Consider the following 12,820-nt stretch of genomic DNA (forward strand, 5'->3'; position numbering starts at 1 on the left):
TCGGTACTACCTCGATTCCTTCATGGGGTTGCTGCCGTGCTCGTCGAGAAGGTCCAGAGCACAGGCGATATCGGTCACCAGGACGGTGGCGAGACGGCCGCGCAGAGCGGCCCGGATCGCGGCGTGCTTGCGCGCACCGCCGGAGATGAGGAGCGTGGTGGCGCAGTTCCGGATGTCGTCCAGCGGCACCGAGACCGTGCGGTCGGTCAGTGAGCTGCCGACGTCGGCGCCGTCGGAGTCGAAGAACCGACCGCCGATCTCACCGACCGCACCGAGTCGATCGAGTTCGGACAGGAGGTCGGCGTCGAGGAAGCTTCCCTCGAACAGCGTCGTCGACGTCGACACCGGGCCCAGTCCGAAGAACATGAGGTCCGCGGTGCGTCCGGCGTCGAGCGCCTTGGACATCAGCGAGTCCTGTTGCAGCGCGACGACTGTCGCCGGGTCGGCGTAGAGAGGGGCGTTGAGCCGCATCGGCGTCGCCTGCAGTTGCTCGGCGCAGCGGGTGAGGACGAAGTCGACACCGGTCTGGTAGTCCGCGGTGCTCATGGATCCGTCCAGCTGCACCACGCGGGCGCAGCGGCTGCCGCGTCCCTGGAGCGACTGCGCCACCGCGACCGTCTCCGGCCCCCACGTGAAACCGAGTGTGTGAGCAGGCTGCACGCGCCGGGTGAGGATGCCCGACGCGGCGCGCCCCACCGCGTCGTACCGACCGCCGGCGTCGTCGATGGTCGACGTGACCACCAGCGCCTCGTCCAGGCCGTACCGCTCCTCGAGTCGACGTTCGAGATCGGTGTGCACCGATCCGCTGATCTCCTCGGGCACGTGGATCTCGATGCGCACGAGCCCGTTCGCCCGAGCCCGAGCGACGAGTCGACCTGCCGTGGGACGGGAGACACCGAGCTTGGTGGCGATCTCCGCCTGGGTCGCGCCCTCGACGTGGTACATCGTCGCCGCACGCAGCGCGAGCCTCAGCTCGTCGCTCGAACTCGGCGTCGTCACGATGTCGCTCCCGGTCGTCGAGGTGAGCATCTGCTCACCTGGTGTTCATCTGCTCACTTAAGCTAACATCCAGGTGTGATCCACACAACAGTCGATTCCATGCGTGCCGCAGTTCTCACCGAACCGGGACACATCGAGACGCAGACGCGACCTGTGCCGACGCCGAAGGCAGGTGACGTCCTCGTCCGGGTGGCATCCGTCGGGGTCTGCGGATCGGATGCGCACTACTACCGCGAGGGTCGCATCGGCGACTTCGTCGTCGAGTCGCCGCTCGTTCTGGGCCACGAGGCGTCGGGTGTGATCGTCGCCGTCGGTGACGGCGTCTCCCCTCGGCGAGTCGGGTCGCGAGTGTCCATCGAGCCGCAACGACCCGATCCCGACAGTCGCGAGACCCGATCGGGCCACTACAACCTGTGCCCCCACATGGAGTTCTATGCGACCCCTCCCGTGGACGGTGCCCTCTGTGAGTACGTGACTATCGGATCCACGTTCGCGCACGACGTACCCGACGCCGTGTCCGACGACGCCGCGGCCCTCTTCGAGCCCCTGTCGGTGGCCATCGCGACCGCACGCAAGGCCGGGATCACCGGCGGCTCGCGAGTGTTGATCGCGGGCGCCGGGCCGGTCGGAGTGCTCACGGCGCAGGTCGCACGCGCCTTCGGCGCCACGGAGATCGTCGTGTCGGACATCTCGGCCGACCGCCGCGCCAACGCCACCCGGTACGGGGCGACCCGCGTGATCGACCCGGCGGACGAGTCGGTGCACGACCTCGACGTCGACGCGTTCGTCGACGCGTCGGGCGCACCCCGCGCAGTGCAGGACGGGATGCGCGCCGTGCGCCCTGCGGGCAGAGTGGTGCTCGTGGGCATGGGCGGAGACGCGTACCCGATACCCGTGTCGGTGATCCAGAACCGGGAACTGTGGGTCACCGGCGTCTTCCGCTATGCCGACACCTGGCCCACCGCACTGGAACTCGTCCGCACCGGACGAGTCGAGCTCGACAGCATGGTGACGGGTCGGTTCGACCTGGATCATGTCGAGGACGCACTGAATCACGACCGCACCGACGGCAGCATCAAGGCTGTCGTCACCGTGACACCCAGTCAGGAGACCCTCTCGTGAAGCTGTCCGCCGCCACCCTCGCCCAGCTTCCCGACGACGTGGACGTGCCACGGTACGACCGCTCGGCGATCACCACCGGGATCGTCCACTTCGGCGTCGGCGGCTTCCACCGTGCGCACCAGGCGATGTACGTGGACCGGCTGCTCCGCACCGACTTCGAGTCCGCGTCGAGCTGGGGCATCTGCGGCGTGGGCGTGCTGCCGGGTGATCGCCGTATGAAGGACGTCATGGACGCCCAGGACTGTCTCTATACCCTGGCACTGCGGCACTCCGACGGCTCGTGGGACACCTCGGTCATCGGATCCATCACCGAGTACCTCTTCGCGCCGGACGATCCCGAGGCGGTGATCGAGAAGCTCGCCCACGCCGACACCCGCATCGTCTCTCTCACCGTCACCGAGGGCGGCTACAACTTCTCGGCCACCACGGGCGAGTTCGACGCCGAGAACCCGGCTGTGCGAGCGGATCTGGCACCCGATGCGGTACCGGGCACGACCTTCGGACTGGTGTGCGAGGCGTTGTCCCGCCGGAAGGATCGCGGGCTCGCGCCGTTCACCATCATGTCGTGCGACAACATCGAGGGCAACGGACACATCGCCCGATCGACCTTCACCGCGTTCGCCCGCCTGAAGGATCCCGCACTGGCACAGTGGATCACGGACACCGCGCAGTTCCCCAACTCCATGGTCGACCGCATCACGCCCGTCACCACACCCGACGTCGTCGACCAGCTCGCCTCACGGTACGACCTCGCGGACCAGTGGCCCGTGGCCGCGGAGCCGTTCACCCAGTGGGCGCTGGAGGATCACTTCACCCTCGGCCGGCCGCCGTTCGAGGACGTGGGCGTGCAGGTCGTCGACGACGTCACACCGTACGAGCTGATGAAGCTGCGCCTGCTCAACGCGAGCCATCAGGCCCTCTGCTACGTCGGATACCTCAGTGGCTACCGGCTCGTGCACGACGTCACGCAGGACGCACTGTTCGCCGAGTTCCTGTTGCGCTACATGGACGAGGAAGCCACTCCCACGCTGCAACCGGTTCCCGGAATCGACCTGGCCGAGTACAAGAAGACGCTGATCGAGCGCTTCTCCAATCCGGAGATCCGGGACACCGTGGCCCGGCTCTGCGCCGAGTCGTCGGACCGGATCCCGAAGTGGCTGGTCCCGGTGGTACGCACGAACCTCGAGTCCGGAGGGCCGGTCGCACTGTCCGCCACGGTGATCGCGAGCTGGGCGCGCTACGCCGAGGGTGTCGACGAGCAGGGTGAGCCCATCGAGATCGTCGACCGTCTGAAGGACACGCTGACCCCGCTGGCTCGGCAGCAGCGCGACGACCCCCTCGCGTTCGTGCGGAACCGGGAGTTGTTCGGGGATCTGGTGGACGATCCGCGCTTCGTCGACGCCTACACGTCGGCTCTCGACTCCCTGCACACTCGCGGAGCCCGCGCCACCGTGGAGTCGTCGGTGCGCTGACGCCCGTGAGCCTTGTGCGCATCCCTGGACACGCACAAGGCTCACGGGGGCCGAAGGCCCACTACAGCCGCTGCAGCACCTCGGCGAAGGCCAGCTCGGCGGCACCGATCACCGAGATCCGCCGACCCAGGCCCGAGACGTGCAGTTCCACCCCGTGCTGGCGTCCGACCAGGCACTCCCCCACGCCCTCGGTGATGCGTGCCATCGCCGAGGGCACCCGGAGAACGTCGGCGAAGAGGCCGCCGAACACGACGACGCGGGGGTCCACCATCGTGACGATGGTGCAGACGCCCGTCTCCAGTGCCTCGATGTAGCTCTCCGGCAGGGCACCCCCGGCGGCGGCGACGTCGGCCAGTGCGCGCCCGATCGCGGACGGCGTCGCGGGTTCCGGCATCGCGAGTGCCCGGCGCAGTGCGCCCTGCCCGACGGACAGCTCCCAGCACCCGTTGCTTCCGCAGCTGCAGAGGCCCCCGCCGGCGGCGGTCCGCATGTGTCCCACCTCGCCGGCGTAGCCACCGGAACCGCCGAGAAGTGATCCGGCGCTGAGTATTCCGGCACCCACACCGAACTCCGCGAAGAGGTAGACCACGTCGTCCACGCCGCGGGCGCATCCGCGGGTGTGTTCCGCGACCACTCCCAGATCGGACTCGTTGGCGACGATGCACCGCACCCCGACCGCCTCACCGATCAGACGACCGAGCGGAACGTCGGTCCAGCCGAGGTTGGGTGCGACGCGCACGAGACCGTCGGCCGATCGCACGAGACCGGGTACGGCGACACACACTGCACGCGGGGCCGATCCCACCCGATGGGTGAGCTCGGTCGCGGCATCGGCGATGCGGCGCACCAGGTCCGCCGGGTCCGGGCCCGCTCCCGCCTCGTAGTCGAGATCCGCCAGAACCGCTGCGCCCCAGCCGATCGCGGAGACGGACAGCCAGTCGACGGCCGCGTCGACCGCGAGTACCCAGGCGGCGGACGGGATGGGGTCGACCACCAGCGACGGCCGGCCGGCCCCGCCACCGGACGACGGATGTTCGGAGACCAGGCCGTCGGCGACGAGGTCGTCGACGAGAGTCTTGACGGTGCTCCGGTTCAGCGAGAGGTCCTCCGCGAGTTCCGCCCTCGTCCGAGCCCCACCGAGGTGGACACTACGGACGAGGGCGGAACGAGCCGGTCGGCCTGTCACCGACCAGTCGGAGCTCGTCGACGCGACAGTGCGTCGACACTGGCCGCGAGCAACAGCACGAGACCGGTGACGATGGAGACCACCGCCGCGGACTGCCCCTGCAGGCGCAGTCCGTTGTCGATCACCGCGATGACGGCAGCACCGATCACCGCGTCCCGCACGCGACCACGTCCACCGAAGAGCGACGTTCCACCGATGACGGCGGCGCCGACGGCGAACAGCAGCGTGTTGCCGCCACCCGCCTGCGGATCCACGGATCCGACCTTGGACGCTGCCACGATGGCGCCGAGTGCCGCGATGGTCGAGCTGACCACGAAGACACTCATGCGGATGCGCCGGACGTCGATACCCGCTCGCCGCGACGCCTCCGCGTTGCCACCCACCGCGTAGACGTGCCGACCGTAGGACGTCCGGTCGAGGACGAACGTGGCGAGCACCAACACGAAGAGCACGATCGGAACGACGTACGGCACACCGGCGATGGAGAGCACCGCCGGGTTGGGGCTGCGGTTCACCGTCATCGCCCACGTGGCGAGGGCGGCGAACACCGTCAGTGCCGCGATCTTGACCAGCAACAGCGACGTCGGGGGAGCCGTCAGTCCCTGCTTCAGCCGAGTGCGCTGGCGCGAGAGGTTGATCGCCGCGAATCCGCCGACGACCACCGCGAACAGCACCCAACTCGCCCACACCGGGAGCGACCGGTTGGCCACCGCGAAGAGCACGGTGTTGTCGGAGATTCCGAGGGTGCCGCCCTCACCGATCAGCTGCAGCACCACACCGCCCCAGGCGAGGAACAGTGCCAGCGTGACCACGAACGACGGGATGCCGACGCGGGAGACGAGGAACCCGGTGAGGCAGCCGATCGAGGCACCGACGCAGATCGCCAGCACGATCTCGATCCACGGATTCGCGGGCACCCCGAGCAGCGCGATGGCGAGTGCGATCGCGGCCGGCACGATGGCCGCCCACAGTCGCGTGATCGCCGCGAGCACTCCGGCCACCACCAGAACGGCGCAGAACGTCAGGAACACACCGGTTCCCATGCCGCCGAGCAGGTTTCCCCCCTCCGTGTAGTGCAGGGCGAGAATCGCCGCCGCCACACCGGAGCCGGTGCCGGCGGAGAGGTCGATCTCACCGAGGAGGAGCACGAACACCAGCCCCATGCCGATCAACGCGGTGGCCGCTCCCTGGGTGAGCAGATTGGCCACGTTGTTGAGGGTGAGGAACTGCCCCGACAGCGACGAGAACACGACGAGCAGGACGACCAGCCCGGCGAGTGCGGGCAGTGCCCCCAGCTCGCCGCCGCGCAGTCGTGCCACGTAGTCGCGTCCGGCGTCGCCGAACGATCGCCGATCGGTGTCCATCGAGAAGTCGGACCGGGCGCGGTCCTGTTCGGGTGCGGCGGTCATATCGTCACCGCCTTCGCCTCGGCCGACGGAAGACCGAGGTCACCGCTGCGGCCGGTCGTGATGAGCTCGACGATGCGTCCGACGGACACGTCCGCCGTGCGCACCTGCGCCGCCATCCGCCCCAGGAACAGGGCGGCGACGGAGTCGGACACCTCGACGACGTCGTTCATGTTGTGGCTGATGAGCAGCACTCCCACACCCGAGTCCGCGAGGCGGCGAACGAGGTCGAGGACCTGTCGCGTCTGCGCGACTCCCAGTGCGGCCGTGGGCTCGTCGAGCAGCACCACCTTCGACTCCCAGAGCACCGACTTGGCAATGGCGACGGTCTGCCGCTGTCCACCGGACAGCGACGCGACCGGGGTGCGCACCGACTTGACGGTGCGCACCGACAGCGACGCGAGGGTGTCGCGCGCCGCCTGTTCCATCGATGCCTCGTCGAGCAGACCCTTGGCCGTACGCTCACGGCCGAGGAACATGTTCTGCACGATGTCGAGGTTGCCGCACAGGGCGAGGTCCTGGTACACGACCTCGATACCCAGCGCCGCAGCCTCTTTCGGATTCGACACCGACACCGGCTCGCCGCCGAAGCGGACCTCGCCGGAGTCGGTGCCGTGAATTCCTGCGATGCACTTGATCAGCGTGGACTTGCCCGCGCCGTTGTCACCGACCAGTGCAGTGACCTCTCCTGCCCTGATCGTCAGATCGACGTCGTGCAGGACGTGCACCGGACCGAAACTCTTGTTGATGCCCTGCAACTGCAGGACGGGCTCTCCCGCGGCGGTCATGGTGGTCAGGAGATTCCCGCGTCCGCGCAGGCCTGAGCCACGTCGCCACTGCACAACGCGTCCGCCGAGACGGCGCCGCCGTCGACGGCGACCTTGACGTTGTCGCGCGTGATGGTGACCGGGTCCAGCAAGACCGACTTCACCTGACGGTTGCCCTCGGGGTCCTCCGACGTCGCCGTCGCCTTGGCGTCGGCAGCGGCGGTGTCACCCTTGGCGAGGTCGATGGCGAGCTCGGCGGCAGCGGCCGCCTCCTTCGCGACGTCCTTGTAGACGGTCATGCACTGGTCGCCGCGGAGCACTGCCTTCAGTCCGTCCTCGGTGGCGTCCTGACCGGTGACCGGCACGGTGCCGTTCAGGCCGTTCTTCTGCAGGACCGTGATGACGGCGCCCGCGAGTCCGTCGTTGGCGGCGAGAACGCCGTCGACCTTGCCGCCGTTGGCGGTGAGCAGCTGCTCGAAGGTGGTGCCGCCGACCTGGTTGTCCCACTCGGGGATGGCCTGGTCGCCCGCGAGGCGCAGGTCGCCGGAGTCGTACTTCGGCTGCAGCACCTCGAGCGCGCCGGCCTTGAACAGCGTGGCGTTGTTGTCGGTCGGCGAGCCGTTGATCTGGATGATCTGCGCGCCGGGCTTCGCGCCCACGCAGTCCACCAGGCCCTGACCCTGCAGGTTGCCGACGGTGGTGCTGTCGAAGGAGACGTAGTAGTCGGCCGAGCCGCCGAGGGTGAGTCGGTCGTAGTCGATGGTGGCGACGCCCGCTTCGGTAGCCTTCTTCTGCACGGCGGCACCGGACTCGGACGAGAGATTGCTCATCAGGATGACCTTCGCACCCTGGCTGATCATCGAGTCGGCGATGGACGAGAACTTGGTGGTGTCGCCCTCCGCGTTCTGGATGATCGGATCGAGACCCGCGTCGCTCAGCGCCTTCTGCAGGAGCGGTCGGTCCTGCGACTCGTAGCGTGCGGACGACTTGGTGTCGGGCAGGATGACGCCGACCTTGGTGCCGCCGTTGCCGGATCCGCCGGAGTCTCCGCTGCCGCTGTCGCTGCTGGAGTTGCTGCCACACGCGGTGAGTGCCATGACCAGACCGATACCCGCCGCGGTGAGGGCGAGCCTTGTGTTCTGCATCGATCGTCCCTTCGGTTGTATGTTGCGGAGCACAACATATTCCTTCAGGTGTGATCTGGGCAATAGGCTGTCCGACAAGGTGACGCCGGTCACTCTTCAGCGATCGACGTGCACCTCCGCCACGGTCCACGCGTGCGCCTGCTCGCTCAGGGTGAAGCCGAGGCCAGGACGTTCGGACAGGTGCATCCGCCCGTCCCGCGTCTCCAGGTGCTCCTCGAACAGCGGATCCAACCAGTCGAAGTGCTCCACCCAGGTCTGCAGAGGATAGGCAGCCGCGAGATGCAGGTGGATCTCCATCGCGAAGTGCGGCGCCATCTGCAGGCCGTGATGCTCGGCGAGTCCTGCGAGCTTCAGGAACTGCGTGATCCCACCGATGCGCGGCGCGTCGGGCTGGATGATGTCGACGGACCCGGCCTCGATCAGGCGCACGTGCTCGCCGACACTGGCCAGCATCTCACCGGTCGCGATGGACGTGTCGAAGGTCCGCGCGAGCATGGCGTGGCCCTCGGCGTCGTAGGCGTCGAGTGGTTCCTCGATCCACACCAGATCGAACTGTTCGAGAATGCGGCACATCCGGGTCGCCGTCGGTCGGTCCCACTGCTGGTTCGCGTCGACCATCAGGGGCACGTCGTCACCCAGGTGCTCGCGCACTGCGGTCACCCGAGCGATGTCCTGGCGCCAGTCCGGCTGTCCCACCTTCAGTTTGATACCGCCGATGCCGGCCGCGAGAGACGCGGTCGCGTTCTCCAGCACCTCCTCGATCGGGGTGTGCAGGAAGCCGCCGGACGTGTTGTACGTCTGCACGGCATCACGGGTGGAGCCGATGAGTTTCGCGAGCGGGAGCCCGGCGCGCTTCGCCTTCAGGTCCCACAGTGCGATGTCGACGGCCGCGATCGCCTGGGTGGCGACGCCGCTGCGACCGACGGAGGCACCGGCCCAGACGAGAGAGCTCCAGATCTTACCGATGTCACTGGGATCCTGACCGATCAGCACAGGCGCGATCTCTCGCGCGTGGGCGAACTGCGCAGGGCCGCCGGCACGTTTGGAGTAGCTGAACCCGATGCCCTCGTGCCCCTGCTCGGTGCGTATCTCGACGAAGAGGAACACCACCTCCGTCATCGGCTTCTGCCGTCCGGTCAGCACTTTCGCGTCGCTGATCGGTGTGGCCAGAGGGAGAACGACGGAGCGCAGGGTGACGTCCGCGATGCGATCGATCGTGGCGGCCCCGGGCGCGAGCGCACGAACGGCCGCGTCGGGCGCGGTGAGCCCGCTGGTCGGCCGGGTGGTGCTGCGCTCGGGGGTCTCTCGCGTGTCGGTCACAGTCGGCTCCTCCATCGGGTACGTGGTCCAGCTCACACGCTAGAAGCCGCACTGATGCGCGTCCAACACTGATGTCGCATCGGTCGATGCCGACCGAGCATCACTGCATGTCCCGACGAGTGGCGCTCCGGTCGCACCACATCGGCATCGAACGATGCGGAAATCGCATGTGTCGGTTCACGATCCGGACCGGTCGATCTCTGACCACGTATTGCCGCAGGTGGGTGACTCGAGCGGCGTCGGCGTCGTCGCCTCGATGGTGACGCGGACGGTCTCGACGACGGCTCGACGCCGTTGACGACCTCGACAACCGCTCCTACGTTGTGTCCACCGTCACAGGATCCGATCACCACAGCCCACCTGTCCGGTGTCACTCGAATCCCCCGTCCACTCGGACGTCATACCCGGAGGTCGACATGAGCCCTGCACCGCGACACCGATCCGGGACGCTCGCAGGCGTGCTCGTCCTCGCGCTCACCGCCTCGGCGTGCTCCGTGGCCAACACGGACCGCAGCTCGGTCACCGATCCGGACACCCTGCGCATCGTCCTGAGTCAGGAACCCCCGACGCTCGAGGCGTGCGACGTCTCGCAGACCTCGATCGGCGTCGTCACGCGGTCGAACATCACCGAACCTCTCATGGAGCGGAACCCCACCACCGGTGATCTCGAACCCAAGCTTGCCGACTCCTGGGAACAGAACTCCGACCGCCAGTGGACGTTCCGTCTGCACCCCGGAGTCACCTTCAGCGACGGTCGACCGTTCGAGGCCGCGGACGCCGCGCACTCCATCGAGCGCACCGTGAACTCCGACATCGGATGCAACGTCGAGGGATACGTGTTCGGCGACGCCGATCTGACCGTGGCCGTCGTCGATCCGCTGACCCTGACGGTGGCAGCGCCGAACCCGGATCCCATCCTCCCGCTGCGGATCTCGTTCGTGGAGATGGTCCCACGCACCGCCAGCATCACGGAACGCGAGCGGGAACCGGTCGGCACCGGACCGTTCGCTCTCGACACCTGGGACTACGGCCAGCGGCTGACCCTGGTGCGCAACGATCGGTACTGGGGGCCTCGGCCGGAGTTCGCCCGTGCCGTCTACCAGTGGCGCAGCGAAGGCAGCATCCGCGCGTCGATGGTCTCGGGAGACGAGGCCGACATCGCGACCGGTATCGGACCGGAGGACGGTGCCGGGGACCTGGGTGTGGCCTACCCGAACAACGAGACCACCGCGGTTCGGATCCAGGTGGGGGAGCCACCCCTGGACGACATCCGGGTGCGGCAGGCGATCAACTATTCCATCAACCGGAACGGCATCGTGCACGCCCTCTTTCGCGATCTGGGACGCCCGGCGGCCCAGTTGGTCTCGCCGGGAGTCGTCGGGTACGACGACGATCTCGAGGCGTGGCCGTACGACACGGAGAAGGCGCGAGCACTGCTCGACGAGGCACGAGCGGACGGCGTGCCGGTCGATGCGAAGATCCGACTGATCGGCCGTACCGGTCAGTTCCCGAAGGTCAACGAGACCCTCGAGGTCGTCCAGAACGCACTGTCCGAACTGGGCATGAACATCTCGATCGAGATGATGGACTCGGCCGGTACGTCGCAGTACCAGGAGCGCCCCTTCCCCGCCGACGCCGGCCCGTACCTCCTGGTCATCCAGCACGGCAATCAGGCGGGTGACTCGGCCTTCACCGTCGACCAGTACTTCACGAGTGACGGATTCCAGAGTGCCTACGGAACACCGGAGTTCGACGCGGAGATCGCCGCGGCCGGCCAGCTCACGGGTGACGCCCGGCAGGATGCGTACGCCCGCCTCTTCGAGGAGGAGCCGACGAAGATCATGCAGATGGCCTACATCGCGCACATGGAGGGCGTGCTGGCGAAGTCGGACAGAGTCGACTACACACCCGACTCGGCCACCGTCGACGAGATGCACCTCGCTGCCATGACCCACGCCGACGACGAGTCGAACGCCACGGGGCGCTGACCTACCCGGCACCCTCCGTCAGGTCCCGCACCTCGGCGTACCGTTCGCGCACCGCCGGGGTCGGTTCCGCCTCGTACCGGGGAATGTCCGCCGCGGCCCAGGTGGGCGGTTCGGCCCCGCCGGACAGCACCCAGGCCGCCTGGCGCGCGGCCCCGTCGGCCACGTACTCACCGGGCGGCGGGACGTCGACGGGCATGCCGAAGACTCCCGGCGCGAGGACGCGCACCGCCTCGGATTTCGCGCCCCCGCCGACGAGCAGCACTCGCGACACGGTCGCACCCTGCGCCACCAGGTGGTCGATCCCGTCGGCGAGACTGCACAGCAGACCCTCGATCGCGGCGCGCGCGAGGTGCGCCGGGGTCGAATTACCCAGGCGCAGGCCATGAATCGCGCCGGTCGCGCCGGGCCTGTTCGGTGTGCGCTCCCCCTCGAGGTACGGCACCATGACCAGTCCCCGGCTCTCCGTGGACAGCGCGAGCCGCGACAGCTCGTCGTGGTCGACGCCGAGCAGGCGCGCGGTCGCATCGAGCACGCGCGCGGCGTTCAGCGTGCAGACGAGAGGCAGTTGACGACCGGTGGCGTCGGCGAAGCCGGCCACCAGTCCCGACGGGTCGCGAGGAGCCACGGCGGACACGGCCGAGACGACGCCGGACGTGCCGATGGAGACCACCAGGTCACCCTCGCCGGCACCCAGAGCCAGTGCCGCAGCGGCATTGTCACCGGTTCCGGGCCCGATGGCCGCGCCTCCGGAAGTCGTGCCGATCCGTGTCGAGGGCGCCGCCACGGTGGGCACGTGCGGGGTGCGCCCGCGTAGCGCGAGACCGAGCAGATCGACGCGGTACTCGTTCGTGGCCGCCGAGAAGTATCCCGTGCCGCTGGCGTCACCCCGATCCGTGGCCAGGGCGTCGAGTCCGCGAGCACCGCCGAGGCGCCAGGACAGCCAGTCGTGCGGAAGACAGACTGCCGCAGTGCGATCGGCGTTCTCCGGCTCGTGATCCGCGAGCCACCGCAGCTTTGCCGCGGTGATGGACGCGACCGGCACCACGCCCACGGCGTCGGCCCACTCCTGGCCTCCACCCAGCTCGGTCACCAGGTCGCGCGCCGACTCGGCGGAGCGAGTGTCGTTCCACAGCAACGCCGGTCGGACGGTCTCGCCCGCCTCGTCGAGACACACCATGCCGTGCTGCTGCGCTCCGACGGAGACCGCGTCGACGCCGTCCATTCCACCGGCGTCCGCGAGAGCGGTCTCGAGAGCCTCGTGCCACCGGGCCGGGTCGATCTCGGTGCCGTCGGGATGGCCGGCCCGACCGTGGCGGACCAGCTCACCGGAATCCGCGTCCCGAACAACGATTTTGCACGACTGGGTGGACGAATCGACACCCATCACCAACGCCACGACCTCGCCCCTTCACCGT

At 68.5% G+C, this 12,820-nt stretch carries 10 protein-coding genes; 3 read left to right on the forward strand and 7 right to left on the reverse strand.

What is annotated here, in order from left to right; genetic code table 11:
* Positions 1-6: 6 nt before the first annotated feature.
* Positions 7-1,029 carry a sugar-binding transcriptional regulator gene (locus HQ306_RS14660; RefSeq protein ID WP_222632216.1) on the reverse strand — a complete coding sequence of 341 codons (1,023 nt, stop codon included), beginning with the start codon at positions 1,027-1,029 and terminating at the stop codon, positions 7-9.
* A 69-nt stretch (positions 1,030-1,098) separates the two neighbouring features.
* On the opposite strand from HQ306_RS14660, the gene HQ306_RS14665 reads away from it, so the two are divergent.
* Together HQ306_RS14665 and HQ306_RS14670 are read left to right on the forward strand one after the other, a co-directional pair.
* Positions 1,099-2,121, forward strand: coding sequence for an NAD(P)-dependent alcohol dehydrogenase (locus tag HQ306_RS14665; RefSeq protein ID WP_222632218.1), 1,023 nt, complete (start codon positions 1,099-1,101; stop codon positions 2,119-2,121).
* Positions 2,118-3,593 carry a mannitol dehydrogenase family protein gene (locus tag HQ306_RS14670; protein WP_222632220.1) on the forward strand — a complete coding sequence of 492 codons (1,476 nt, stop codon included), beginning with the start codon at positions 2,118-2,120 and terminating at the stop codon, positions 3,591-3,593. The genes HQ306_RS14665 and HQ306_RS14670 overlap by 4 nt, the downstream gene beginning before the upstream one ends.
* Positions 3,594-3,654: 61 nt before the next feature.
* On the opposite strand, the gene HQ306_RS14675 is transcribed toward HQ306_RS14670, so the two are convergent.
* From HQ306_RS14675 to HQ306_RS14695, 5 genes are all read right to left on the reverse strand, one after another.
* Positions 3,655-4,779: an ROK family transcriptional regulator gene (locus HQ306_RS14675; RefSeq protein WP_222632222.1), complete on the reverse strand. Its 1,125-nt coding sequence runs from the start codon at positions 4,777-4,779 to the stop codon at positions 3,655-3,657.
* A complete protein-coding gene (locus HQ306_RS14680) occupies positions 4,776-6,188 on the reverse strand; it encodes a sugar ABC transporter permease (protein WP_027506150.1) in 1,413 nt (470 codons plus the stop codon). Before HQ306_RS14680 ends, HQ306_RS14675 begins: the two co-directional genes overlap by 4 nt.
* Positions 6,185-6,973, reverse strand: coding sequence for an ATP-binding cassette domain-containing protein (locus HQ306_RS14685; RefSeq protein ID WP_222632225.1), 789 nt, complete (start codon positions 6,971-6,973; stop codon positions 6,185-6,187). Before HQ306_RS14685 ends, HQ306_RS14680 begins: the two co-directional genes overlap by 4 nt.
* Positions 6,974-6,978: 5 nt before the next feature.
* On the reverse strand, positions 6,979-8,097 hold the full coding sequence (locus tag HQ306_RS14690) for a sugar ABC transporter substrate-binding protein (protein ID WP_222632227.1): 1,119 nt from the start codon (positions 8,095-8,097) through the stop codon (positions 6,979-6,981).
* 96 nt (positions 8,098-8,193) lie between these two features.
* Positions 8,194-9,417 (reverse strand): mandelate racemase/muconate lactonizing enzyme family protein, encoded by a 1,224-nt coding sequence (locus HQ306_RS14695; protein ID WP_307108118.1) that lies wholly within the window; start codon positions 9,415-9,417, stop codon positions 8,194-8,196.
* A 416-nt stretch (positions 9,418-9,833) separates the two neighbouring features.
* Between HQ306_RS14695 and HQ306_RS14700 the strand changes: the two genes are divergently transcribed.
* Positions 9,834-11,405, forward strand: a complete 1,572-nt coding sequence (locus HQ306_RS14700) for an ABC transporter substrate-binding protein (RefSeq protein WP_222632229.1) — start codon at positions 9,834-9,836, stop codon at positions 11,403-11,405.
* 1 nt (position 11,406) lies between these two features.
* On the opposite strand, the gene HQ306_RS14705 is transcribed toward HQ306_RS14700, so the two are convergent.
* Complete coding sequence (locus HQ306_RS14705; RefSeq protein ID WP_222632231.1) at positions 11,407-12,801, reverse strand: xylulokinase; 1,395 nt, start codon at positions 12,799-12,801, stop codon at positions 11,407-11,409.
* Positions 12,802-12,820: the final 19 nt, after the last annotated feature.

This window comes from Rhodococcus sp. BP-160 (genome assembly GCF_019836205.1).
Lineage (GTDB): Bacteria > Actinomycetota > Actinomycetes > Mycobacteriales > Mycobacteriaceae > Rhodococcoides.

Excerpts from the sequence above, each read along its gene's own strand:
- HQ306_RS14700 (WP_222632229.1), top strand. The coding sequence starts at position 9,834 with ATGAGCCCTGCACCGCGACACCGATCCGGGACGCTCGCAGGCGTGCTC.
- HQ306_RS14685 (WP_222632225.1), bottom strand. The coding sequence starts at position 6,973 with ATGACCGCCGCGGGAGAGCCCGTCCTGCAGTTGCAGGGCATCAACAAG.
- HQ306_RS14690 (WP_222632227.1), bottom strand. The coding sequence starts at position 8,097 with ATGCAGAACACAAGGCTCGCCCTCACCGCGGCGGGTATCGGTCTGGTC.
- HQ306_RS14660 (WP_222632216.1), bottom strand. The coding sequence starts at position 1,029 with ATGCTCACCTCGACGACCGGGAGCGACATCGTGACGACGCCGAGTTCG.
- HQ306_RS14680 (WP_027506150.1), bottom strand. The coding sequence starts at position 6,188 with ATGACCGCCGCACCCGAACAGGACCGCGCCCGGTCCGACTTCTCGATG.
- HQ306_RS14665 (WP_222632218.1), top strand. The coding sequence starts at position 1,099 with ATGCGTGCCGCAGTTCTCACCGAACCGGGACACATCGAGACGCAGACG.